General features: G+C 72.5%; 21 protein-coding genes. 6 read left to right on the top strand and 15 right to left on the bottom strand.

Annotated features, from left to right (window positions below; genetic code table 11):
* Positions 1-24: 24 nt before the first annotated feature.
* From BLS95_RS36580 to BLS95_RS36565, 4 genes are read right to left on the bottom strand one after another with little or no spacing between them, the layout of a single operon-like run.
* Positions 25-2,199: a VWA domain-containing protein gene (locus BLS95_RS36580; protein ID WP_090942408.1), complete on the bottom strand. Its 2,175-nt coding sequence runs from the start codon at positions 2,197-2,199 to the stop codon at positions 25-27.
* On the bottom strand, positions 2,196-2,822 hold the full coding sequence (locus tag BLS95_RS36575; RefSeq protein WP_143043997.1) for a histidine phosphatase family protein: 627 nt from the start codon (positions 2,820-2,822) through the stop codon (positions 2,196-2,198). Before BLS95_RS36575 ends, BLS95_RS36580 begins: the two co-directional genes overlap by 4 nt.
* Entirely contained in the window at positions 2,819-3,571 is a 753-nt protein-coding gene (locus BLS95_RS36570) for a CbtA family protein (protein WP_090942402.1), read from the bottom strand. The genes BLS95_RS36575 and BLS95_RS36570 overlap by 4 nt, the downstream gene beginning before the upstream one ends.
* 10 nt (positions 3,572-3,581) lie before the next feature.
* Complete coding sequence (locus tag BLS95_RS36565; protein WP_090942399.1) at positions 3,582-3,776, bottom strand: CbtB domain-containing protein; 195 nt, start codon at positions 3,774-3,776, stop codon at positions 3,582-3,584.
* Positions 3,777-4,030: 254 nt separating this feature from the next.
* On the opposite strand from BLS95_RS36565, the gene BLS95_RS36560 reads away from it, so the two are divergent.
* Positions 4,031-4,399 carry an Mth938-like domain-containing protein gene (locus BLS95_RS36560; RefSeq protein WP_090942396.1) on the top strand — a complete coding sequence of 123 codons (369 nt, stop codon included), beginning with the start codon at positions 4,031-4,033 and terminating at the stop codon, positions 4,397-4,399.
* 41 nt (positions 4,400-4,440) lie between these two features.
* On the top strand, positions 4,441-4,698 hold the full coding sequence (locus tag BLS95_RS36555; RefSeq protein ID WP_090942394.1) for an antitoxin: 258 nt from the start codon (positions 4,441-4,443) through the stop codon (positions 4,696-4,698).
* Between the two features lie 27 nt (positions 4,699-4,725).
* On the opposite strand, the gene BLS95_RS36550 is transcribed toward BLS95_RS36555, so the two are convergent.
* Positions 4,726-5,526 carry an MBL fold metallo-hydrolase gene (locus BLS95_RS36550; protein WP_090942391.1) on the bottom strand — a complete coding sequence of 267 codons (801 nt, stop codon included), beginning with the start codon at positions 5,524-5,526 and terminating at the stop codon, positions 4,726-4,728.
* A 65-nt stretch (positions 5,527-5,591) separates the two neighbouring features.
* On the opposite strand from BLS95_RS36550, the gene BLS95_RS36545 reads away from it, so the two are divergent.
* Positions 5,592-7,088, top strand: a complete 1,497-nt coding sequence (locus BLS95_RS36545) for a cobyric acid synthase (RefSeq protein WP_090942386.1) — start codon at positions 5,592-5,594, stop codon at positions 7,086-7,088.
* 9 nt (positions 7,089-7,097) lie between these two features.
* Here the strand turns inward: BLS95_RS36545 and BLS95_RS36540 are convergent, their stop codons facing one another.
* The 9 genes from BLS95_RS36540 to BLS95_RS36500 all read right to left on the bottom strand — a co-directional run bounded on the left by BLS95_RS36540 (position 7,098) and on the right by BLS95_RS36500 (position 16,352).
* The gene (locus BLS95_RS36540; protein WP_090942383.1) at positions 7,098-8,102 is read right to left on the bottom strand and encodes a 1-acyl-sn-glycerol-3-phosphate acyltransferase; all 1,005 of its coding nucleotides are present in this window, start codon (positions 8,100-8,102) and stop codon (positions 7,098-7,100) included.
* Positions 8,103-8,128: 26 nt separating this feature from the next.
* The gene (locus tag BLS95_RS36535) at positions 8,129-8,941 is read right to left on the bottom strand and encodes a patatin-like phospholipase family protein (protein ID WP_090942381.1); all 813 of its coding nucleotides are present in this window, start codon (positions 8,939-8,941) and stop codon (positions 8,129-8,131) included.
* A gap of 114 nt (positions 8,942-9,055) precedes the next feature.
* On the bottom strand, positions 9,056-10,003 hold the full coding sequence (locus tag BLS95_RS36530; protein WP_090942378.1) for a quinone oxidoreductase family protein: 948 nt from the start codon (positions 10,001-10,003) through the stop codon (positions 9,056-9,058).
* Between the two features lie 59 nt (positions 10,004-10,062).
* Complete coding sequence (locus BLS95_RS36525; RefSeq protein WP_245765496.1) at positions 10,063-11,691, bottom strand: serine/threonine-protein kinase; 1,629 nt, start codon at positions 11,689-11,691, stop codon at positions 10,063-10,065.
* Between the two features lie 67 nt (positions 11,692-11,758).
* A complete protein-coding gene (locus BLS95_RS36520; RefSeq protein ID WP_245765495.1) occupies positions 11,759-12,442 on the bottom strand; it encodes an HAD family hydrolase in 684 nt (227 codons plus the stop codon).
* A 7-nt stretch (positions 12,443-12,449) separates the two neighbouring features.
* Positions 12,450-13,523 carry an ABC transporter ATP-binding protein gene (locus tag BLS95_RS36515; protein ID WP_090942372.1) on the bottom strand — a complete coding sequence of 358 codons (1,074 nt, stop codon included), beginning with the start codon at positions 13,521-13,523 and terminating at the stop codon, positions 12,450-12,452.
* A complete protein-coding gene (locus BLS95_RS36510; protein WP_090942369.1) occupies positions 13,520-14,389 on the bottom strand; it encodes an ABC transporter permease in 870 nt (289 codons plus the stop codon). The genes BLS95_RS36515 and BLS95_RS36510 overlap by 4 nt, the downstream gene beginning before the upstream one ends.
* Positions 14,377-15,201, bottom strand: coding sequence for an ABC transporter permease (locus tag BLS95_RS36505; RefSeq protein ID WP_090942366.1), 825 nt, complete (start codon positions 15,199-15,201; stop codon positions 14,377-14,379). The genes BLS95_RS36510 and BLS95_RS36505 overlap by 13 nt, the downstream gene beginning before the upstream one ends.
* A complete protein-coding gene (locus BLS95_RS36500) occupies positions 15,198-16,352 on the bottom strand; it encodes an ABC transporter substrate-binding protein (protein ID WP_218136159.1) in 1,155 nt (384 codons plus the stop codon). Before BLS95_RS36500 ends, BLS95_RS36505 begins: the two co-directional genes overlap by 4 nt.
* A 112-nt stretch (positions 16,353-16,464) precedes the next feature.
* On the opposite strand from BLS95_RS36500, the gene BLS95_RS36495 reads away from it, so the two are divergent.
* Genes BLS95_RS36495 through BLS95_RS36485 form a run of 3 tightly spaced genes read left to right on the top strand, consistent with a single transcriptional unit; the run spans position 16,465 to position 21,371 of the window.
* Complete coding sequence (locus BLS95_RS36495) at positions 16,465-17,232, top strand: GntR family transcriptional regulator (RefSeq protein ID WP_090942360.1); 768 nt, start codon at positions 16,465-16,467, stop codon at positions 17,230-17,232.
* Positions 17,233-17,289: 57 nt separating this feature from the next.
* Positions 17,290-17,556 (top strand): DUF6504 family protein, encoded by a 267-nt coding sequence (locus tag BLS95_RS36490; RefSeq protein ID WP_090942357.1) that lies wholly within the window; start codon positions 17,290-17,292, stop codon positions 17,554-17,556.
* Positions 17,556-21,371, top strand: a complete 3,816-nt coding sequence (locus tag BLS95_RS36485; RefSeq protein WP_090942559.1) for a DNA polymerase III subunit alpha — start codon at positions 17,556-17,558, stop codon at positions 21,369-21,371. The genes BLS95_RS36490 and BLS95_RS36485 overlap by 1 nt, the downstream gene beginning before the upstream one ends.
* A gap of 36 nt (positions 21,372-21,407) precedes the next feature.
* On the opposite strand, the gene BLS95_RS36480 is transcribed toward BLS95_RS36485, so the two are convergent.
* Positions 21,408-22,109 (bottom strand): DUF4328 domain-containing protein, encoded by a 702-nt coding sequence (locus BLS95_RS36480; RefSeq protein WP_245765494.1) that lies wholly within the window; start codon positions 22,107-22,109, stop codon positions 21,408-21,410.
* Positions 22,110-22,147: the final 38 nt, after the last annotated feature.

Raw genomic sequence — 22,147 nt, 5'->3', positions numbered from 1 at the left:
GCCCGAGGGCCGGCACCCTCATGGTCAGACCGCCTTCCGGTGGTCACGGACGACCGAGCCCAGCTCGGCCAGGTCCTGGAGCCGGACGAGCCGGGCACGCAGCCGACCGGCCAGCCGGACGGCCAGGCCGAGCCGCACCGGCCCGCTCTCGCAGTCCACGACCACGCCCGCGGTGCCCGCCAGCAGGGCGGCGGCGCGGTCCACGTCGCCGCCCGCGGTGGCCCGCCCATCGGTCACCAGCACCAGCAGCGGGCGCCTGGCCGGGTCGCGCAGGCGTTCCACCCGCAGCACCTCGGCGGCCTTGGCCAGCCCCGCCGCCAGCGGAGTGCGCCCGCCGGTGGGCAGGGAACGCAGCCTGGCCGCGCCCGCCTCCACCGACGAGGTCGGGGGCAGCGCCACCTCCGCGTCCGTGCCGCGGAAGGTGACCAGGCCGACCTTGTCGCGCCGCTGGTAGGCGTCGAGCAGCAGGCTGAGCACCGCAGTCTTGACCGAGGTCATCCGCTTGCGGGCGGCCATCGAGCCGCTCGCGTCCACCAGGAACAGCACGAGGTTGCCCTCCCGGCCCTCCCGCACCGCCTCGCGCAGGTCGTCCCCGCGCAGCACCAGACCGGGGCCGCCGCGCCCGCGCGCCGCCTGGTGCGGCGCGGCGGCCAGCAGCGTCGCCGTCACGTGCAGGTCGCGCACCCGTTCCGTGGGGCGCCGGGATCCGGTGGCGCGTCCGTACGAGGTCCGCGAACGCGACCGCCGCCCGGCCGCGCCCTCGCCGACCCCCGGCACCGCCAGCAACGGCACCCGGTACGGCTCCGCCACCCCGGCCACCCGCCCGCCCCCCGCCACCCCGGCAGCACCCTGACCGTCTCCGGCCTGCCCGTCGGACACCGGCTCGCGCCCGTTTTCCGACGTGGCCTCCTCCGCCCCGCCACCGCTGACGTCCCTGTCCGACCGGAAGCCGTCCCTGTCCGACCGGAAGCCGTCCCTGTCGGGCTGGTGGCCGTCGGACTGGTAGCCGTCGGGCTGGGCGCTGTCGTCGCCAGGCTGAGGGCCGTCCCCGTCCGGCCGGGCGGCATCCCCATCCGGGCGGGCGCCGTCCGCGTCCGGCCCGGTGTTCGCCGGACCCTCACCCCCGTCCGTCCCTGAGCCGTCGGGAGCCGCACCGCCTCCCGGCCCATCGGGATCGTCGTCGTCCCCCGAGGTGTCCCGCAACAGCTGCTCCAGGAGCTCCTCGTCCAGCCCGGGCGCGTCGAACGGGTCCCGCCGTCGCCGGTGCGGCAGCGACAGCCGGGCGGCGGCGCGCACGTCGTCGGTGGTCACCGTGTCCCGTCCCTGCCAGGCGGCGTGGGCGATGGCGGCGTTCGCCGTCACCAGGTCCGCCCGCAACCCGTCCACCTCGAACGCCGCGCACACCGTGGCGATCTGCCGCAACCGGGCGTCCGGCAGGCGTACGCCCGGGATCCGGGCCCGGGCGGCGGCGATCCGCCCCGCCAGCGCCGACTCCTCGTCCGCCCACCCGGCCGCGAACGTCGCCGCGTCGGCGTCGAAGGCCAGGCGCCGCCGCACCACCTCCGCCCGCTCCACAGGGTCGCGCGACGCCTTGACCTCGACCGTCAGCCCGAACCTGTCCAGGAGTTGCGGGCGCAGCTCACCCTCCTCCGGGTTCATGGTGCCCACCAGCAGGAAACGGGCGGCGTGCCGAACGGACACGGACTCGCGCTCGACGTAGCAGGTGCCCAGCGCGGCGGCGTCGAGCAGCAGGTCCACGAGGTGGTCGTGGAGCAGGTTCACCTCGTCCACGTACAGGACGCCGCGGTGCGCGGCGGCCAGCAGGCCCGGCTCGAACGCCTTCACCCCTTCCGTCAGGGCCCGCTCCACGTCGAGCGAGCCCGCCAGGCGGTCCTCCGAGGCGCCGACCGGCAGCTCCACGAGCGCGGCCGGGCGGCGTACGCCGGGGACGCCGGGCTCATGCGGGCCGTCGGGGCACTCGGGGTCGGGCGCGGCCGGCTCGCAGGCGAAACGGCAGCCGGGCACCACGTCCACGGCGGGGAGCTGGGCCGCCAGCGCCCGTACGATGGTGGACTTCGCCGTGCCCTTCTCCCCGCGTACGAGCACGCCGCCCACCCGCGGCGACACCGCGTTGAGCACCAGCGCCAGCTTCAGGTCATCGAGCCCGACGACGGCGCTGAACGGATAGGTGATGGTCAAAACAGGACCTTCCGGTTGACATGGGCGACCCGCCAGCCGTCCCGCGTGACGGTCAGCTCGGTGGTGGACAGGGGCGCGAGGTCGAAACGGGAGGTGTCCGACGGGCCGAGCCCGAGTGCGTGGCCGAGCGCCGCCCTGATGGCTCCCGTGTCGCAGACGGCGATCGCGGGTCGCCCGCGTACCGAGTCGAGCCAGCCCGCCACCCGGGCCGCCAGCGCGGTCAGGCTCTCGCCGCCGTGCGGGGCGGCGTGCGGATCGGCCAGCCACCGTGCCAGCGCCTCCGGCTCCTCCGACGCCACGCGCTCGTACGCCAGGCCGCGCCACCGGCCGGGATCGGCCTCCCGGAGGGCAGGCGTTTCCTGGGCCTCCAGCCCCAGGGCGGCGGCGGTCTGCCGCGCCGCCCTGACAGGAGCCACCCACACCGCCGCCCCCGAGGGCCCCGAGCTTGCCGCCGCTCCCGAATCCGCTCCTGGGGCCGCCGCGAAGGTCGGCCACAGGGCTGTCGCGGAAGCCACGGAGGCTGCTCTGGACAGGCTCGCTGGGTCGGCGTCCTCGTCGTCGGGGAAGCGGGCGGCCCGCATCCCCGGCGTGGTGGCGTGCCGGACGAACAGCACCCGGCTCACACCGGTGCGAGGACGACCGGCGCCCGCCGCCGCACCGCCCTGTCGCTCACCCAGCCGAACAGCACGCCGAACACCGTCCAGAAGACGAGTTGCGTGCCGATCGAGGCGAGCCTGAACTCCCACAGGAGTGTGGCGGGGAAGCCCCCGGGCACTTCGTTGACCGGCGGCAGCAGCACCCACGCGGCCACCACCGGGACGAGGAACCCGGCGGCCGCCGCGAGCCGGCGGGCCCACGGGTCGCCGGAGACGCGGCGGGCCGTCGCCACCGCGATCGCCGTCGCGGCCAGCCCGACGAGGATCATCACCAGGTAGAGCCAGGTACGGCCGTTGATCGTCTCAGGGTCTCCCACCGCAGGCGGATTGGCGGGATATTTCACGAACGGTACGAGGATGATCGCGACGAACGCCGTACCGGCGGCGGCGAGGGCCAGTTGCCCGTCCGAGCGCGGCCCGACCCGCCCCCGCAGCCCGGCGAACACGAGCGCGAAGACACCCCCCACGGCCAGGCCGTAGAGCCCGGTGGCGAGGAACAGCCCGGCCTTCTGCACCGGCCTGCCGACCTCCACCCCGTGATCGTGATCGGCCTCCGTGGCAGGGGTTTCGTGACCATGGGCGGCCTGGGCCGCCGCCTCCTCCAGGGCGATGGCGCTGTCCACGTGCGGTTCGCCGACGACGAAGGCGAACCCGCCCGCGACCAGCCCGGCCAGCAGGCCCAGGAGGAGGCCCCTGACCAGCAGGGTGCGTACCATGCCCGGGTCCTCAGTGGCAGGGCACGCCGAGCAGGTGGCGCCCGTCGTGCATCAGCTCGTGCAGGAACGTGCCCGTCTGGGAGACGGCGCCGTTGTCCGCCAGGACCAGGTAGGCGACGAGCAGCAACAGGGGTACGGCCAGCAGCCAGCGGCGCAGGCGGGGGAAGGGGATAACGGTGGTGGAAGGAGTGGTGATGCCACTCATAAGAGCCTCCTCAGGGATGACGCGTCCCGCTTGTGAGGTCACGGTCGCCAAGCGACCTGGCTCCCGGGATCTACGTCCCGGATACAGTGGCGCGTCCGCACCGGCATCTCACCGGATTTCCCTTGGACAACCGTGAAATCTACCGGAACGTATCCTTTCCTCCCGTTCGCGTCAACACGTCCCGGCTTGCCGGGTCTTCCACCTGGGGCGACGTCCAGACGCAGCAAGCCCGCACGGCCCGGTAGTCTCGCCCCATGGAGCGTCGAAGCCCGTTGATCACCCACCTCTCCTGGGGTCGGATGGTGGTGGAAGGCCTCGGTGAGGGCAAGGATTTCAAGCTCTACCCCGGCGGCGGGCGGTCCTGGGACTGGGGGGAGACGGGCACGAGGCATTCGCCCGGCATCCAGCCCGCCGATGTGCAAGAGCTGCTCGACCAGGGCTGCCAAGTGATCGTGCTCTCCCGTGGCATGGATCTCGTGCTGCGGACGTGCCCGGAGACGCTGGAGCTGCTCGCGGAGAAGGGCGTGGAGGTCCACCTGGCGGAGACGCGGGCCGCCGTCGAGCACTACAACGCGCTGACCAGGACCGTCGCCGTCGGCGGGCTGTTCCACTCGACCTGCTGAGGGTAGGGGCCCGTTCGTAGTCTGAAGAACGGGGAACGCTCATGGGCCGCATCGGGGAATGGCTGAAGAAGGCGGAACACCTGGCCAGGAGTCACTCGAAACAGGCCGACCAGTTGCTGGACCGGGCCCAGCAGATGGCGAAGGAACGCACCGGGCACAAGTACGACGAGAAGATCGAGAAGGGCGCGGACGCCGTGCAGCGCCGCTACGGCGGCGGCGAAACCCCGCCCGGAGCCCGGCCCGGCACCCGGACCGGTCAGGAGCCGCCACGGGAGCGCCGCGAGCCGCCGCCGGCCTGAGCGGGCAGCGGGCAGCGGGTCAGCGGGTCAGCGGGCTTCGGTGAAGGACAGATAGCGGTCGGCCGAACGGCGGACGGCCTGGGCGCCGTCCGTGTGGACGACGCGCTGCCACCAGCCGCCGTAGACCCGATCGAACGCGAAGGGCTCCATCAGGGACAGCGCACGCCGCACGACCTGTGGCCGCTCCGGGATGAAGTTCGGGTAGCTGTACATGAAGCTCACCCACCGGCGGTCCTGGACGACGGTGAAGATGTCACCCGAGAACAGGGCGCCTTCGCCGCGTGAGGAGTGCAGCACCTGCCCGCCCTCGAAGTGCACGCCGGCGTTGATCAGCGTGAGGTCCTCGGTGAGCTGATGGGTTTCACCCTCCCAGAACACCACCGAGTCGTCCGGCCTGGCCACCCACTGCCGGTCGGCCGCGTGGATGTAGACCGGGGCGTCGAAGGCGTGCGCCCACTCGATCATGGAGCCGTAGAAGTGGGGGTGGCTGATCGCGATGGCGGCCACCCCGCCCAGCTCCTTGACCTGGGTGACGAGGTCGTCATCGAGGTAGGAGACCATGTCCCACAGCACGTTTCCTGCCGGTGTGCGGACGAGCAGGGCACGCTGGCCGATGGCCGTGGGCGGGGCGGTGCCGATGCCCACCACGTCCGGCCCCTCCTCCGCCACCCGGCCCCGATGACCCTCGGCGGCCAGCTCCGCCATGGTGGTCCACCGCTGGCCGTCCCAGCCGACATATTGCCGCTCGTCCTCGCAGATCGGGCAGTCCGGGCGGGGCTCGGCGTACTGGACGCCGCAGGTGCGGCAGATGGGCAGGTCGGCGCTCATAGCGCCAGCATAGGACCGCCCGTGGGTGCCGATGCGGCTCTCGTCCGCTCCGGTACGGTAATCGCATGGTCAAGGGGGCACTCCTGGTCGCGGGCACCACGTCCGACGCGGGTAAAAGTGTGGTCACCGCCGGCATCTGCCGCTGGCTGGCCCGGCAGGGCGTGAGCGTCGCTCCCTTCAAGGCGCAGAACATGTCGCTCAACTCGTACGTCACCGCGGAGGGCGCCGAGATCGGCCGGGCCCAGGCGACGCAGGCGCAGGCCGCCTACCTGGAGCCGGTCGCCGACATGAACCCGATCCTGCTGAAGCCGGGCAGCGACCGCCGCAGCCAGGTCGTCCTCATGGGCGAGCCGGTGGCGGACGTGGACGCGATGGAATACGGCGCCCTCAAGGACCTGCTGCGCACCACGGCGCTGGAGGCGCTGGCCAGGCTCAGGGAGCGGTACGACGTGGTGGTGTGCGAGGGCGCCGGCAGCCCCGCGGAGATCAACCTGCGCCGCGGCGACATCGCCAACATGGGCCTGGCCAGGGCCGCCGGCCTGCCGGTGATCGTGGTCGGGGACATCGACAGGGGAGGGGTGTTCGCCGCGTTCTACGGCACGGTGGGCCTGCTGGACGCCGCCGACCAGTCCCACGTTTCCGGATTCGTCATCAACAAGTTCCGGGGCGCCCCGGAGTTGCTGCAGCCGGGTCTCGACACGCTCAGGCGGCTGACCGGGCGCGAGGTCTACGGCGTGCTCCCGTGGCTCGACGGGCTCTGGCTGGACGTGGAGGACTCGCTGGCCCTGGACAACCGCAGGGTCGCGGTACGCGGGCCGCACGGCAGGCAGACCCTGCGGGTCGCGGTCGTCCGGCTGCCCCGCATCTCGAACTTCACCGACCTGGACGCGCTGGCCGCCGAGCCGGGCGTGGTGGTGCGGTTCGTGACCGACCCGGTCGAGCTCGACGACGCCGACCTGGTGGTGCTGCCGGGCTCCCGGGCGACGGTCGACGACCTGGCGTGGTTGCGGAAGCGCGGCCTGGCGGCGGCCCTCCAGGAGCGGGAGGGGCCGGTGCTGGGCATCTGCGGCGGGTTCCAGATGCTCGGGCGGGAGATCGTGGACGACGTCGAGTCGGGGGCGGGCAAGGTCGAGGGACTGGGGAGGCTGCCGGTGCGGGTCGAGTTCGCCCCGGACAAGCGGCTCGGCCGCCCCGAGGGCGTGGCCTACGCGCAGCCGGTACGGGCTTACGAGATCCATCACGGGCGGGCGACGGTAGAAGGGGGCGAGCCGTTCCTCGACGGCTGCCGGGTGGGCAACGTCTGGGGCACCACCTGGCACGGCGTGCTGGAGAACGACGGCTTCCGCCGGGCCTTCCTGGCAGACGTGGCAGGGCGGGCCGGGCGGGACTTCGTACCGGCTCCCGGGACGGACTTCGCCAGGCTCAGGGAGGAGCGGCTGGACGCGCTCGGTGACCTGGTCGAGCGGCACCTCGACACGGACGCCCTGCTCCGGCTCATCGAGCACGGCCCCCCGGAGCTGCCGTTCCTGCCGCCGGGCGCCCCGGGCGGCACGTCGTACTGACCGCGGAGGTCAGGTGCGGGCCAGGCGCTGGGCGGTGATCCAGGCGTCGATCTGCTCCCAGTGGTCATAGAGCCAGCGGATCCGGTCCTCGCGCTCGGCGGGCACCTCCGCGGCCGGCACGCGCCACCACTTGGCGGTGATGTGCGCGCTGAAGGGCAGCCTGCGCCACACGTCCCCGATCGTGATGAGCTCGTCCAGCCCGGTGTGCGCGACGAAGACGACGTCGGCCGTCGGGCACGCCTCGATGGCCGTGATCGCGCCGTTCGGGCGGGGCGGCAGCAGGTGGTCCATGCCGCGCGCCCGCTCCGCCTCCTCGGTCAGCCCCTTGTCCTCCAGCCGCCGGATGGCCAGCCGGCGGCGCCGCGGCGTGAAGTTCCCGCCCTCCGGGAAGATCACCAGGGCATCCTGGTCCTCCATCGTCGCGGCGAGGCGGTGGATCTCCTCGACGACGTGCCGGTGCCCGGAGCGGCGCGGGACGAACGCGTTCGGCAGCCGGTTGATCACCACGTCCAGCGAGGGGTCGTACTGGAGCGCGGCCTTCATGACGATCCTGGGCCGCCGCCGGTAGACCGCCAGGAGGAGGTAGATCAGCAAGAAGGAGTCGCCGGGGCCCGCGTGCCGCGAGAGCACGATCACCGGCCTGGTCAGCCGCGCGGCCCGCTCCTCCGGGGTCGGGTCCGGCTCCTCGACCTCCACGGTCAGCCGGAAGATCCGCACCGCGGCCGCGTACACCTTGGACAGGAACCACCTGATCAGCCCGTAGTGCCGCTCCCGGCGCCGGGCCCCGCCCGCCACCCACAGCCACAGGCAGGCGATGAGCACGGCCGACTCCAGCGTCAGCCACGCCACCCCGAACCAGACGAACCTCAGCCCCCGGCGCTGCGGCGGCGGCAGGCGCAGCGAGGCGGCGGCCGTCACGACGAGCCAGAACGGCAGCGTCACCAGCATGAACACGGTCGCGACGATGACGAGCGGGGCCAGCACCAGCCGGCGCAGGATGCGTGGTGGGAGCAATCGGCCTCCCCGGGGTGGTCAGGTTTTCATCCTCCTCCTGTCCGCAGATAGCGGGAAGAGGCCTCGTAAGCCCGGTCGATGTACCGGGAGATCTGCGAGAGGTCGCGATAGCGCAGCGGCGAGAGCGGCTCGGTGGCCCCGGCGGGCAGCACGTGCACCTCCACGCCCGGCGGCAGCGAGGCCAGGTCCTCGGCGAAACGGTGCCGGCGCGCGATCTCGAACGCCACCATGCCCACCTCCCAGAACCGCCTGGGCGGCGTCAGGGGCCGCTCGATCCGCCCGACGTGCAGCACGTAGACGCGCTGGGCGCCGAGCTGCACCGCCCGCCCGACGGGGATGCTGTGCACCAGCCCGCCGTCGAAGAAGTGCTCGCCGCCGATCACCACGGGCGGCAGCAGCCCCGGCACCGCGCACGAGGCCAGCACCGCCTCGACCAGCGGCCCGCTGGTGAACCAGTGCGCCGCCGCGCGCTCCACCGAGGCCGCGACGCACTGGAACGGCACGTCCAGCTCCTCGATCCGGGAGACCCCGATGGCCTCGCTCAGGACCTCGCGCAGCGGCCCGATCGGGTGCAGGTGGGTGCCCGTCCTGGCCAGGGTGGACAGGCGGGCCACCCACGAGCCGGTGAACGCCGTACGGACCACGTCGGACCGCCACAGGGACGCCAGCCGTTCGACCGCCTCGGCGGGGGCGGCGGCGATGAGCGCCCCGTTCAGCGCCCCGACGGACGTGCCGACCACGAGGTCGGGCGCGATGCCCGCCTCGTCGAGGGCCTGCAGCATGCCCACCTCGTGCGCGCCGAGCACGCCGCCGCCCCCGAGCACGAACGCCGTTTCCACGCCACCACCCTCTCGTTGCCGCGTCCCGGAAGCAAAGCCATCGGCGGCATGCCGGACCCTTCCACTGACGTCGTGCCCGCCGGGCGGGACGATTCCGGCACGCGGACCACGAGGTCAGGGTAGGAGGAGCAGCTTCCCGGTGGTCCGGCGGCCCGCCAGATCCTCCTGCGCCCGGCGCGCCTCGGCCAGCGGATAACGCTGGGAGACGTTGACGGTGAGCTGCCCGGCGGCGAGCCAGCCGAACAGGTCGGCGGAGCGCTGGAGCAACTCCTCGCGCTTGGCGGTGTAGTGCGCGAGCGTGGGCCGGGTGAGGAAGAGCGAGCCCTTCCGGTTGAGCGTCTGGGGGTCGACCGGGGGCACCGGGCCGCTGGCGGCGCCGTACAGCACCATGATGCCGCGCGTCCGCAGCGCCTCCAGCCCGCCGTCGAACGTGGCCGCCCCGACGCCGTCGTACACGACGTCGATCTTGTCGCGCAGGGCCTCGGCGAAGTCCTCGTAGCGGAGCACCTGGTCGGCGCCGGCGTCCCGGGCCAGCTTCTCCTTCTCGCTGCTGGACACGGTGGTGTAGACGTTGGCCCCCTTGAGCTTGGCGAGCTGGATCAACAGCTGGCCCATGCCCCCGGCACCCGCGTGGATCAGCACGTTCTCCCCGGCGCGCAGCTCGTGGGTGGAGTGGGTGAGGTAGTGGGCGGTCATCCCCTGCAGCATCGCCGCCGCCGCCGTCTCGGGGGAGACCGCGGCCGGCACCGGCACCACCCGATCGGCCGGCACCACGGCCTTCTCGGCATAGCTCCCCAGCACGTTGACCCAGGCCACGGTGTCACCCACGCTGACATCGCGCACTCCGGCCCCGACCGCAGAGACGGTCCCCGCCCCCTCGGAGCCGATGGGGCTGGGCAGGGCGAGCGGGTAGACGCCCGAGCGATGGTAGATGTCGATGAAGTTGACGCCGCTGGCGGCGACGTCGACCACGACCTGCCCGTCTCCGGGGACGGGATCGGGATGCTCGGCGTATTCAAGAACCTCTGGTCCGCCCTGAGCGGAGATGACGATGGCATGCATACGGCATAGTCAACTCCGCCCACCCACACGAACGCCACTCGGGACACCCACGCCCCGGGTCAGGGCTCCGGCTTCTGCCCGCGCAGCTCGAAGTCGTCGAACGTCGTCCGCAGCAGCGCGTGGCTGTCCTTCGGGATGCGGGCGAACAGTCCCACATAGCCGTTGCCGATGCCGTTGGGGTCCTCGACCTCCTGGACCTGCTGGTCGTTCACCCACATCGCCAGCCGGACGGTGCTGCCCGACTGCTCGCACGAGACCACGATCCTGGCCTTGCCGGGCAGCCCGTCGACCTGCACCGGGTGGGCCAGCGTGCCACCGGCGCCGTTGACGACGCGGCGGATCCTGGCATGCCCCGTCGTGTCGAGCGCGAACTCGTAGTAGGTGTCGTCGTCGTCGGAGTTGTGGCAGTAGACGCCGTATTCGCCGGGGCCCGAGGCCCGCTTGATCTCCGCGGTCACGCCGACGACCACGCTCGGCGGCAACATCGGCGTGGGCGTGGCCGAGGGGTCGGGCGTGTCCGTCGGCGTGGCGACGAGGAAGGGGATGGGGGCCTTGGCCCAGCGCTCCTCGTATCCTTCCGCCACGTCCAGCCCATAGGTGCCGTCGGGGCGGTAGCCATGGCTCGCGCCGTTCTCCGGGTCGTAGATGCCGTCCCAGCCGCCGGAGGTCTGCGTGAAGTCCTCCCGGTAGAGGACCCCGAGGTCGTCGGGCGGCCCGCTCGGGCCGAGCGCCGCCCACGCGGTCACGGCCCCGGCCACCAGCAGCGCCGCCCCGCCCGCGAGCCCCGCGACCAGCTTGCCGCGCGGCCTGCGCGCCCCGGGCCGCACGGCGGTGAGCTGCTTGGTGACCTGCTGCCAGGCCACCTGTACGGTGTGCGCCGCCAGCTCGGGCGCGGCCGACCGCCCGACGAGGTCGTCGAGCAGCTGCTGTGCGGTGGGCCGCGCGGCCGGATCCTTCTCCAGCGCGGCCCTGACCACCTCGCGCAGGCCGGGCTCGACGTCGTCCAGGGACGGCTCGCTGTTGAGCACCTGGTAGACGATGGCCGGCAGCGTGTCCCCGCCGAAAGGCGCCCGCCCGCTGGCCGCGAACGCCACCAGGCAGCCCCACGAGAACACGTCGCAGGCCGACGACACCGGGTCGCCGCGCAGCACCTCCGGAGCCATGTAGCGGGGCGTGCCGACCAGCTCGCCGGTGCTCGTGACGCCGCCGAGCGTGTCGAGCGCCCGCGCGATGCCGAAGTCGATCACGCGCGGCCCGACGGGGGACAGCAGCACGTTGGACGGCTTGAGATCGCGGTGCACGACCCCGGCCCCGTGGATGGCGGTGAGCGCGGTGGCCACGCTGACGGCCAGCGCGTCGAGGCTGGAACCGCGCAGCGGCCCCGAATCGAGCACAGCCTCCTCGAGGTTGGGGCCCGACACGTATTCGGTCACCACGTAGAGCAGGTCGCCGTCGAGCGCCGCCTCGATCACCGCCGCCGTGCAGAACCTGCGCACCCGCTGGGCGGCATCGGCCTCCCTGCGAAAGCGCATGCGGAACTGCTCGTGCTGGCTGAGCTCCGGATTGATCACCTTGATGGCGACCTGCTGTCCGGCAGGGTCCTCGGCGAGATGGACTGTGCCCATCCCGCCACGCCCCAGCACGCTGAGCAACCTGTAGCGCCCGATGTGGGAGGTTTCACCGCTCACGCAGCGCAATGTTACCGATACGGAACGGTGTGGCGCGGACGCCACCGCCGACACGCCCGCACTTCCGCTAAGAGGGTAAGGACCGGCGTACCCGATCGAAGGACGGCAGGCCCGCCTCGGGCGAGGCCACCAGCACGCGGCAGCCCGCCGCCGTGGCGGACGCGATGCCCGTCGGGCTGTCCTCGATGGCGACGCAGCTCGACGGCGGCGTCCCGAGGCGGCGGGCCGCCTCCAGATACGGGTCCGGGTGCGGTTTGCCCCGGGCCGTGTCCTCGTTCGCGATCACCAGGTCGAACCGGTGCCCCAGCCGCGGCAGCACCAGCTCCACGACGCTCCGGGGCGAGGCGCTGACCAGGGCGGTGGGGATGGCGGTGGCGGCGAGGTCGGCCAGCAGCTCCGGGGCGCCGGGCATGACCGTCAGGTCCCGGCGGACGCGCTCGGCGAAGGCGACGGTGAGCCGGTCGATCACCTCGGCGACGAGCTCGCCGTCCGCCGCCGGGGGATCGTTCCGCAGGAGATGGGCGGCCGCGTCCTCGATCGTGCGGCCATGGATGTGGGGCAGGTCGGCCGGGCTGAGCGGGCGGCCGAGGGACTCGGCGACGGCGGCGACCGCCTGCCACCAGAGCCCCTCGGTGTCGACCAGCGTCCCGTCCATGTCCAGCAGCACGGCGGCCGGCGTCCCGGACCCGCCGGGCACCTCCTCACCGGCCGGCATCCGCCCGCCGGACGGCATCCGCCTGTCTGCCGGCACTCGCGCGTCAGACGGCATCGGTCGTCACGACGGGGGCGGGTACCGTGACCGTCCGGGCGGCCACCAGGACGGGGCGCTCGACCAGGCTGACCGCCACGCGGGTGCCGGGCCCGAGCCCGGCCGCCTCGTGGCCGGGCACGTCGGCGAGGACCTCGCCGCCCGCCACCGCCAGCCTCAGCCGTACCGAGGCGCCGCGGAAGGAGGCCGCCACCACCTCGCCGGCCCCGTCCGCGGCGGGCGCGATCCTGACCGCCTCCGGGCGGATCAGCACGTCCACCGACGGATCCGCGGGAACGGGCCCGTCCACGGGCAGCAGCTGGCCGAGCACCGTGACCTGGTCACCCGAGACGTGCCCGGCCAGGTGGTTCATGGTGCCGACGAACTCGGCCACGAACGGCGTGGCCGGCCGGTCGTAGACCTCGGCGGGCGAGCCGATCTGCTCCAGCCGCCCGGCCCGCAGCACCGCCACCCGGTCGGCGACCGACAGCGCCTCCTCCTGGTCGTGGGTGACGAAGATGGTGGTGATGCCCAGGTCGAGCTGGAGGCGGCGGATCTCCTCGCGCAGCGCGACCCGTACCTTGGCGTCCAGCGCGGACAGCGGCTCGTCCAGCAGCAGCACCCGCGGCTCCAGGGCGAGCGCCCGGGCCAGGGCGACACGCTGCTGCTGACCGCCGGAGAGCTGGTGCGGATAGCGGTCGGCGTGCGTGGGCAGGCCGACGAGTTCGAGCAGTTCGTCGGCCTTCTTCCGCCGGGCGGCCACGGGGACCTTGCGCACGCGCAGGCCGAAGGCCACGTTGTCGCGGGCGTTCAGGTTGGGGAAGAGGGAGTAGGACTGGAAGACCATGCCCGCGTCCCGCTTGTTGGCCGGCACGTTCGTGATGTCCTTGCCGTCCACCAGCACCGCGCCGGAGTCCGGCCGCTCGAACCCGGCCACGCACCGCAGCGCCGTCGTCTTGCCGCAGCCGGACGGCCCCAGCAGAGCGATGAACTCGCCGGGCGCGATGTGCAGGTCGAGACCGTCGAGCGCGACGGTCTTCCCGAACTCCCGCCGCAGCCCGCGGAATTCCACAGATGCGGTCATTTCCCCTTCTCCTTACCAAACCTCTGCCGGCCGAAGACCGTGGACACGGCGAGCAGCAGCAGCCAGATGAGCACCAGGCTCAGGATCGACACCGCGACCGAGAGCTGTCCCTTGGAGCCCGAGACCGTCACGATCCACACCGCGAACGGCTGGTACCCGAGCAGGCTGGCCACGGTGTACTCGCCCAGCACCAGCGCCAGCGTCAGGAACGACGCGCTGGCCAGCGCCGAGCGCAGATTCGGCACGATCACCCTGAACAGCAGGTACGGCCACGAGGCCCCCAGATTCCGGGCCGCCTCCACCAGCGTGCGCACGTCCATCGTGCGCAGCCCGGAGTCCAGCGACCGGTAGACGAACGGCAATACCAGCACCACGTACGCCAGCACCAGCACCACGGGGAAGGCCGGATTCTGCACCGCGATGATCGTGCCCCAGAACGGCGTCGGGGCCAGCACCTCGGTCCCGGTGCGCAGCGACGTGCCGATCCCGGCCACGAACGTGATCGGCGGCACCACCAGCGGCAGCGTGCAGAGCACCTCCATCACCACCCGCAGCCGCGGCGCGAACAGCCGCACGGCCAGCATCGCGGGCAGGGCCAGCAGCAGCACCATCACGATCGTGGCCACCGCCAGCCCGAGCGACAGCGCCAGGGACTGCAGGAAGCCCTCGGCGGTGAGCAGTTCGCCGTAGGCCGCGAGGGAGACCCCGCTGCCGGGGGTGTAGATCGTGTACCAGAGCGAGGCGCCGAGCGGGATCAGGAAGTAGACCGCGGACAGCAGGAACACGACCCCGCGCCACACCCGCGGCCGGGTGCGCGCGGCCGGCGCCGGGGCGCTGACCCGCTCCAGACCGGTCAGTGCAGCCATCGGGAGCTCCTCTTCTGCAGTGGCAGGTAGATCGCCATCACCAGCCCGGCCACCACGATCATGTCCAGGCTGAGGGCCAGCGCGATGTTCTCGTAGCCGATCAGCACGTCACCGGTGAGCGCGGCGGCGATCTTCAGCGTGACGAGCGGCACGACGCTGCCGACCATGGCGTTCGCGGTCGCGTACGCGGAGAAGGCCGAGCCGAACAGCAGCACCACCCCGCCGAGCATCGCCGGCGCCAGCACCGGCAGCGCCACGAACCGCCAGTAGTGCCAGGTGGTGGCCCCGTTGTTGGCCGCCGCCTCGCGCCACTGCGGCCGCAGCCCGTCCAGCGCCGGCGCCATGGCCAGCACCATCAGCGGGACCGCGAAGTAGAGGTAGACCACCACCAGGCCCCAGAAGGTGTAGAGGGAACCCGACGGCAGCCCCATCAGGCCGCTGATCACGCCGGAGTTGCCCAGCGTGGCGATCCAGAAGAAGGCCAGCGGCACCCCGCCGAAGTTGGCCAGCACGCCGGAGGCCGTCAGCACGGCCTCCCGCAGCAGGGCGAAGCGGGAGGTCACGATGGCGTAGGCGAGGAACGTCCCCAGCACGGCCCCGACCAGCGCGACGACACCCGACAGCTGGACGCTGCTGATCATCGCGGTGAGGTAGCCGCCCTGGAGACTCTGCGACATGTTCGACAGGCTCGGCCGCCCGTCCGCCGTGAACGCCCCCGCCACCAGCGCGACGGCGGGGACGCCGAAGACGAGGGCGAAGAAGGCCAGCAGGGGCAGTGCCCCGAGCCAGCCTCTGGATCCGGCGCGGTTCATCCGGAGATCGCGGCGTCCCAGCCGGTGGCCAGCTTGGCCTTGGCCGCTTCCTGCTGCTCGGTCGACGGGAACTCGGGGGTGCCGTCCACCGGCGGCAGCGCGTCGGCCAGCGCCTGGTCCACGGTGCCTTCAGTGGTCATGGTCGGCAGCAGCACCGGACGGGCGAAGCCCTTGAGGAACAGGTTCTGGCCCTCGGCGCTGTAGAGGTACTCCTGCCACAGGCGCGCCGCCGCCGGGTGCGGGGCGTCCTTGTTGATGGCCTGGGCGTACATCTCGAAGTACTTGCCGTCGCTCGGGATGTTGACCTTCCAGTCGATGCCCTTGGCCGTCATCTGGGGGGCGTAGGCGGCGTTGTTGTAGTCCCAGTCGATGCTGATCTGGGTCTCGCCCTTCTCGATGGTCGCGGGCGTGGTCTCGACCGGGTTGTAGTTGCCGGCGTCCTTGAGCTTCTTGAAGAAGTCGATGCCGGGCTGGATGTCGTCGAACGAGCCGCCGTTGGCCAGCGCGGCGGCGTACACGCCGGCGAAGGCCGAGCCCGCCTTGGTCGGGTTGCCGTTCATCGCGACCTTGCCCTTGTACTCGGGCTTGAGCAGGTCGGCGAAGCTCGTCGGGCAGTTGGTGATCTTCTTGGCGTCGCAGCCGATGGACACGTAGCCGCCGTAGTCGTTGACCCAGAGGCCGGTGGTCTCCTTCTGCCCTTCGGGGATCTTGTCGAAGGCCTCGACCTTGTACGGGGCGAACAGGCCCTCCGCGGCGCCGCTGATCGCGAACGACTTGCCGAGGTCCAGCACATCGGGAGCGCGGTCCTGGCCCTTGCGGGTCTTCACCGCGTTGATCTCGTCGGCGCTGGCCGCGTCCGGCGTCTCACTCTCGATCTTGATGCCGTACTTGGCCTGGAACTTCTCAATGATCTCGCCGTAGTTGGCCCAGTTCGGGGGGAGGGCGATGACGTGGAGGTTGCCCTCCTTCTTGGCGGCTTCGACCAGCTTTTCCATACCGCCGAAGTCGGCGGCGGAGGTGGCGGTGGCCGCGTTGACCCCGCCCTCCGACGCCTGGGTGGTCTGCTGGGTGCTGGGCGCGGCGCCGCACGCCGCTGTGACTAGGGTGAGTGCTGCGACAACGCCGGCCGCTCGGGTGCGAGGTGTGAACACAACGCCTCCACTTTCCAGGGGGTGTGCCAAGAACATAGGGGAACTTGTACAAACAAGCGAGCCCTAGTAAGTCGCACAGATGTTGCTCGTTGGTGAATGGGAAAGGTCGGGGATGGTTGCGCGCTATGAACGGATCGCTGATGCGTTACGGGAGGAGATCCTCACGGGCGCGCATCCGGTCGGCTCGCAACTTCCCAGCGAATCCGACCTGGCCGGGCGCTTCGGCGTGGCACGCGGCACCGTGCGCCAGGCGGTGGCCGTACTCGCCGTCGAGGGGCTGGTCGGGTCCCGGCAGGGTGCCCGGCGCATCGTGCTCGGCCGGGCGCGCAGCCAGAGCTTCGCCGAGTTGCACAGCTTCGCGCAGTGGGCCCGCGCCAACGGCCACCGCTACGGCGGCCAGGTGATCGAGCAGCGCCGCAGGGCCGCGAGCGCCGTCGAGTCGGTCCGGCTCGGCAATGACAAGGTGCTGGAGGTGCTGCGCCTGCGCACGCTGGACGACGAGCCCGTGCTGGTCGAGCGCACGGTCTACGCGGAGTGGGTGGCCCCCGCCGTCGAGCGGCTGCCGGCCGACTGCGAGTCGGTCACGGAGGCGCTGTACGAGTCGATCGGGCTCGTGATCGCCTATGGCGAGCACCTCATCGACGCGGTCCCCGCGGGCGCCCAGGACGCCCGCCTGCTCGGGGTGCGCCGCGGCAGCCCGCTCCTGCGCCAGCGCAGGATCACGACCACGTACGAGGGCCGCCCCGTGGAGACCTCCGACGACCGCTACCGGGCGGGCAGCGTGATCTTCAGCATCCGCAACTCGATCGGCGCCAACCCGCTCGTGAGACAGGCGGGAGACTTGCGCTCCGGGCGCAGAGAACATATGTTCGACTTATAAGCGCCCGCCTTCCCCCGGGTGGCTCACCATACGACCAGAGCCGCGGGGAGAAGCGTCTTGAGCAGACTCTATGGCGATCCGATAGAGGTGTGGACCCGGGACGGGGAGCCGACCCAGTTCGTCTGGCGTGACCGGCTCTATCTGGTCCGCAGCGTCCTCGACCACTGGGTGGTCGCACGCGAGTGGTGGAAGACCGGCGACAACGACCCGGGCGAGCGCCAGTTCTGGCGGGTGGAGGCCAGCCCCGGGCGCGAGGTCGGCTCCTACGAGCTGCGTTACGACACCGCCGGCAACGGCTGGCTGCTTTTGCGGGCGTGGGACTGATGGCGCCCCCGTTCCCGCACCTCAACGTGTGCTCCGCATACTCCATGCGCTACGGCACCGCCTTCCCCCGCGCGCTGGTGAACCGGGCGGTGGAGCACGGGATGGACATCCTCGCGCTGACCGACCGCGACGGGCTCTACGGCGCGATCAAGCACGTCCAGGCGTGCGCGGAGGCCGGGATCGCCCCTGTCGTCGGCGTGAACCTGGCGTTCGACCACCCCGCTCCGGCCTTCGACCCGGTGCCCGGGATCCCCGCGCCGCCGCGTCCCAGGAGCGGGCGGTCCGGCGGCGGGCGGCCCAGGACCGGCCCGGACGCCGAGGACCGCGTCACGGTGCTGGCCCGCGCCAAGGGCTGGTCCCGCCTGTGCCGTCTGGTCACGGCCGCCCACCACGCGGGCGAGCGGGGGGCGCCCAAGGTGACCCGCGAGCTGCTCGGCGCCTGGGCGGGCGGGCCGGGCGAGCACGGGTTCGGCGCCGAGGACGGGCTCGTGGTGCTGCTCGGCCCCAGGTCCGACGTGGGCCGCGCGGTGGCCGAGCGGCGCGACGAGCACGCCAGGACGCTGCTCGGCCTGTGGCGCGCCGCCGTGCCCGGCGTGGTGATCGAGCTGGTCGACCAGTACGGCTTCCGCGACGCCATCACGGCCGTGCGCATGCTCGGGCTGGCCGAGTCCATGGGCGTGCCGGCCGTGCTGACCAACGCCGCACGCTACCTGGACCCGGCCGACCACCAGGTGGGCGACGTGCTCGACGCGGCCCGCCAGCTCGTCCCGCTGCACCCGCGCCATCTGGAACGCACCACTTCCCACGCCTACCTCAAGAGCACCAAGGAGATGTGGCAGGTGGCGACCAAGGTCTGCGGCGCGGACCAGGAGCGGGTGGCGCGGCTGCTGCTCACCACCCGGCGGCTGGCCGAGGCGTGCTCGATGGCGCCGCTGGACCTGCTCGCGCTGCACAACAGCCCGCCCGCCCTGCACCTGCCCGAGATCGGCCGCGACCCGGTGCCGCTGCTGCGCCACCGCGCCGAGGACGGGCTGATCGCGCGCGGCCTCGACCGCTCCGGCCCGGCCAGGGAGCGCCTCCGGGCCGAGATGGCGATCATCGAGAAGAAGCGCCTGTCCGGATATTTCGTCGCCGTGGCCGGCATCACCGACATGATCCGCGGCATGGGCATCCGCTGCGCCATCCGCGGCTCGGGGGCGGGCAGCCTGGTCAACTACCTCATCGGCATCGGCGAGGTCAACCCGCTCGAACACGACCTGCTCATGGAGCGCTTCCTCTCGGAGGGCCGCATCGGGCTGCCGGACATCGACATGGACGTGGAGTCGGCCCGCCGGCTCGACTGCTACAAGGCCATCTTCGAGCGCTACGGCGAGGCGCGCGTGGCCTGCGTGTCCATGATGGAGACCTACCGGGCGCGCAGCGCCATCCGCGACGTCGCGGGGGCGATGGGCCTGCCACCGCACGAGATCGACGCCATCGCCAAGGCGTTCCCGCACATCAGGGCCCGGCAGATCACCGCGTCGCTGAGCGACCTGCCGGAGCTGCGCGAGAGCCGGCTCGGCGACGCGGGGCTGGAGCGGGTGTTCCGGCTGGCGGAGAAGCTCGACGGGCTGCCCAGGCACATCGCGCTGCACCCGTGCGGCGTGCTGATCGGCAACTCGGGGCTGCGCGACAGGACGCCGGTGGAGCGCAGCCTGCTGGAGTTCCCGATGTCGCAGTTCGACAAGGACGACGTGGAGGAGGCCGGGCTGCTCAAGCTCGACGTGCTGGGCGTGCGGATGCAGTCCGCGCTGGCGTACGCGCTGAGCGAGATCAAGCGCGTGGACGACGTCGTGGTGGAGCTGGACACCCAGCGACGCCCGCCGGACGACGACACCGCACGCCCGCCGGACGACGACACCGCACGCCCGCCGGACGACGGCGCCGCGCAGGAGGACCCCGAGGTCCAGTACGTGCCGCACGACGACCAGGAGACCTACGAGCTGATCGGCGCCAGCCGCACCATCGGCTGCTTCCAGATCGAGTCCCCGGGCCAGCGCGAGCTGGTCGCCAAGCTGGAGCCGCGTACGATGCACGACCTGATCGTGGACATCTCGCTGTTCAGGCCGGGTCCGGTCAACTCCGACATGGTCACCCCCTACCTGGAGGCCAGGCACGGGTGGCGGCAGCCGTACTATCCGCACGAGCGGCTGCGGGGGGCGCTGAAGGAGACGCACGGCGTCGTGGTGTTCCACGAGCAGGTGCTGAAGATCATCGAGGTGATGACGGGGCGGGACCTGTCGTTCGCCGAGACGTTGCGGCGCACGCTGGACACGCCGGAGGGGCGCGAGCGGGTGCGCAAGACGTTCGTGCCCCTGGCCAGGGCCAACGGGTTCAACGACGCGGCCGTGGACCGGGCCTGGCAGGTGCTGGACGCGTTCGGGGCCTTCGGGTTCTGCAAGGCGCACGCGGCGGCGTTCGCGCTGCCGACCTACCAGTCGGCGTGGCTCAAGCGGCACCACGCGGCGGCGTTCTTCGCGGGGGTGCTCACGCACGAGCCCGGAATGTACCCGCCGCGGGTCATCATCGACGAGGCCCGGCAGTGCGGGGTCCAGATCCTGCAGCTCGACATCAACAAGTCGGGCCGGGACTGGCGGGTGGAGCGGCTCGGCCCCCGGGTCCGGCCCCGTGACCGGGCGCGCGGTCAGGCGCGTGACCAGGCCGGTGCCGGGACCGGTGACCAGGCTGGTGTGCGGGTTCGCGTGCGTCCCTCCGCGCTGGAAGGCTCCCCGGTGCGGAAAGACTTCAAGATCGACGAGATCGGCAAGGGATACGCGCTGCGGGTGCCGTTCTCGGCGATCAAGGGGGTGAGCGAGGCGGAGGTCGAGCGGATGGTGGCCGGGCAGCCGTACACGTCGCTGGCCGACTTCTGGGACCGCGCCCGCCCCTCGCGCCCCACGATCGAGCGCATCGTCCAGGTGGGCGGCCTGGACGCGCTGCACGACCTGCACCCTGGCGGTCCTCGCTGGCGGCCGGGCGAGCTGACCAGGCGCGACCTGATCGCCCAGGTGGGGATGCTCGACCGGGTCTCGGCGAGCGGAGTGCGGACGGGCTCGCGCGGGTCCAAGCGCTACTCCTCGCCCGTGGCCGCCCCTCCCCGGGCCGCCGCCCCGCCGTCCGTGCAGCTCCCGCTGGGCTTCGGCGAGCGGCTCGCGCCCGGGGAGTTGCCGGAGATGACGGAGGCGGAGATGGTCGAGGCCGAGCTGGAGATCCTGGGCATCGACGTCAGCCGCCACGTCATCAGCTTCTACGACGAGCTGCTCGACCTCCTCGGCGTGGTCCGTTCCAGGGATCTGCTCGCGCAGCGCAACGGCGCGGAGATCCTGGTCGCCGGGGTCAAGGTGGCCACCCAGACACCCGCCGTGCGCTCGGGCCAGCGGGTCATCTTCACCACGCTCGACGACTCGACCGGCCCGATCGACCTGACGTTCTTCGAGTCGGTGCAGGGCCGGTGCGCGGCGACGGTGTTCGGCTCATGGCTCCTGCTGGGCAAGGGGGTGGTCAGGCGCACGGGCACGCGGGCGGTGTCGATGCGCGCGGTGGACTGCTGGGACCTGCGGGACCTGGACGCCCTCTGGCGCTCCCAGGGCATCGAGGCGGTGCGCGCCCACCTCGCGCGGGCGCCGGAGGAGCTCGCCGGGGTCGGCGGACGCAAGATCGAATATCCGAACGGCTACCGCCTCTCGCCCTACTCCGACCTGGGCCCGGCCATCGCCGACCCGCCCCGCCGCCTCTGGCACGCCAGCCCGGGCAGCTCCGGCCCCACGGCCGCCTGACCCCGCGATATCCGGAAACGGTCCGTCGATCCGGGGTCAGCCCGGGTGGCCGACCGGGGTGGAGTCCGGGGTCTGGCGGGGTGGCGGGGTGAAGGTGCGCACGGCGCCGGACCCGGCGCTCCTGGGGACTCGGGCCCGCTGCAGCCGCGTCAGCTCGCGTACGGTGGCCCCGCACAGCAGGGCGGCCACCGACGCGCAGGCCAGCTCCGGCAGCCCCACCCCCGTCAGGCCGGCCGCGGAGGCGTCGAGCGGGAGCCTGATCGTGACCAGCGCGACCATGGTCAGCCAGCTCAGCCACCACCCGGCCAGCAGCCCGATCCACCGCGCCCGCTGCCCCGCCGGCGGCCTGGTGCCCCGCCACACCTCGTCCACCAGCACGGCGGGCGCCACCAGGTTGACGAACGGGATCAGCCAGGCGGCCGCGACCGGGCCGGAGGCGGCCGAGCGGTCGTTGGCCCGCCTGGCCCGCACCAGCCAGGTCACGTAGGCGACCGCGACCGCGATGGAGGTGCCCGTCACCAGCATCATCAGCACCGCGAACGTCGTCACCGCGCCCACCACGGCCTCCGCCTCGGCCCCCTGGGGCCGGCCGCCGAACTCCGCGAGCTGGGCCGCGAGCCGGCGGCCGCGTGAATGCTCGAAGATCACCAGGGCGCCGAGAGAGAGGACCTGCGCGGCAAGCGTTACATAAACGGCAGAGGCGGCTCTTCTGATGGGCGGTTCCTGGCTGTCGCGCACGTTGTTCTCCCCCCGGGCCATGCGCTGAGGTCTTGATT

It is taken from the genome of Nonomuraea jiangxiensis, assembly GCF_900099965.1.
GTDB lineage: Bacteria > Actinomycetota > Actinomycetes > Streptosporangiales > Streptosporangiaceae > Nonomuraea > Nonomuraea jiangxiensis.
This window is presented reverse-complemented; position numbering and strand designations above follow the sequence as displayed.

What these genes read in the sequence shown, in the direction of transcription:
- BLS95_RS36550 (WP_090942391.1), bottom strand. Translation starts at nt 5,526, where the DNA reads ATGAGCGCCGACCTGCCCATCTGCCGCACCTGCGGCGTCCAGTACGCC.
- BLS95_RS36510 (WP_090942369.1), bottom strand. Translation starts at nt 14,389, where the DNA reads ATGGCTGCACTGACCGGTCTGGAGCGGGTCAGCGCCCCGGCGCCGGCC.
- BLS95_RS36570 (WP_090942402.1), bottom strand. Translation starts at nt 3,571, where the DNA reads ATGGTACGCACCCTGCTGGTCAGGGGCCTCCTCCTGGGCCTGCTGGCC.
- BLS95_RS36545 (WP_090942386.1), top strand. Translation starts at nt 5,592, where the DNA reads ATGGTCAAGGGGGCACTCCTGGTCGCGGGCACCACGTCCGACGCGGGT.
- BLS95_RS36495 (WP_090942360.1), top strand. Translation starts at nt 16,465, where the DNA reads ATGGTTGCGCGCTATGAACGGATCGCTGATGCGTTACGGGAGGAGATC.
- BLS95_RS36565 (WP_090942399.1), bottom strand. Translation starts at nt 3,776, where the DNA reads ATGAGTGGCATCACCACTCCTTCCACCACCGTTATCCCCTTCCCCCGC.
- BLS95_RS36555 (WP_090942394.1), top strand. Translation starts at nt 4,441, where the DNA reads ATGGGCCGCATCGGGGAATGGCTGAAGAAGGCGGAACACCTGGCCAGG.
- BLS95_RS36530 (WP_090942378.1), bottom strand. Translation starts at nt 10,003, where the DNA reads ATGCATGCCATCGTCATCTCCGCTCAGGGCGGACCAGAGGTTCTTGAA.
- BLS95_RS36485 (WP_090942559.1), top strand. Translation starts at nt 17,556, where the DNA reads ATGGCGCCCCCGTTCCCGCACCTCAACGTGTGCTCCGCATACTCCATG.
- BLS95_RS36515 (WP_090942372.1), bottom strand. Translation starts at nt 13,523, where the DNA reads ATGACCGCATCTGTGGAATTCCGCGGGCTGCGGCGGGAGTTCGGGAAG.
- BLS95_RS36560 (WP_090942396.1), top strand. Translation starts at nt 4,031, where the DNA reads ATGGAGCGTCGAAGCCCGTTGATCACCCACCTCTCCTGGGGTCGGATG.
- BLS95_RS36505 (WP_090942366.1), bottom strand. Translation starts at nt 15,201, where the DNA reads ATGAACCGCGCCGGATCCAGAGGCTGGCTCGGGGCACTGCCCCTGCTG.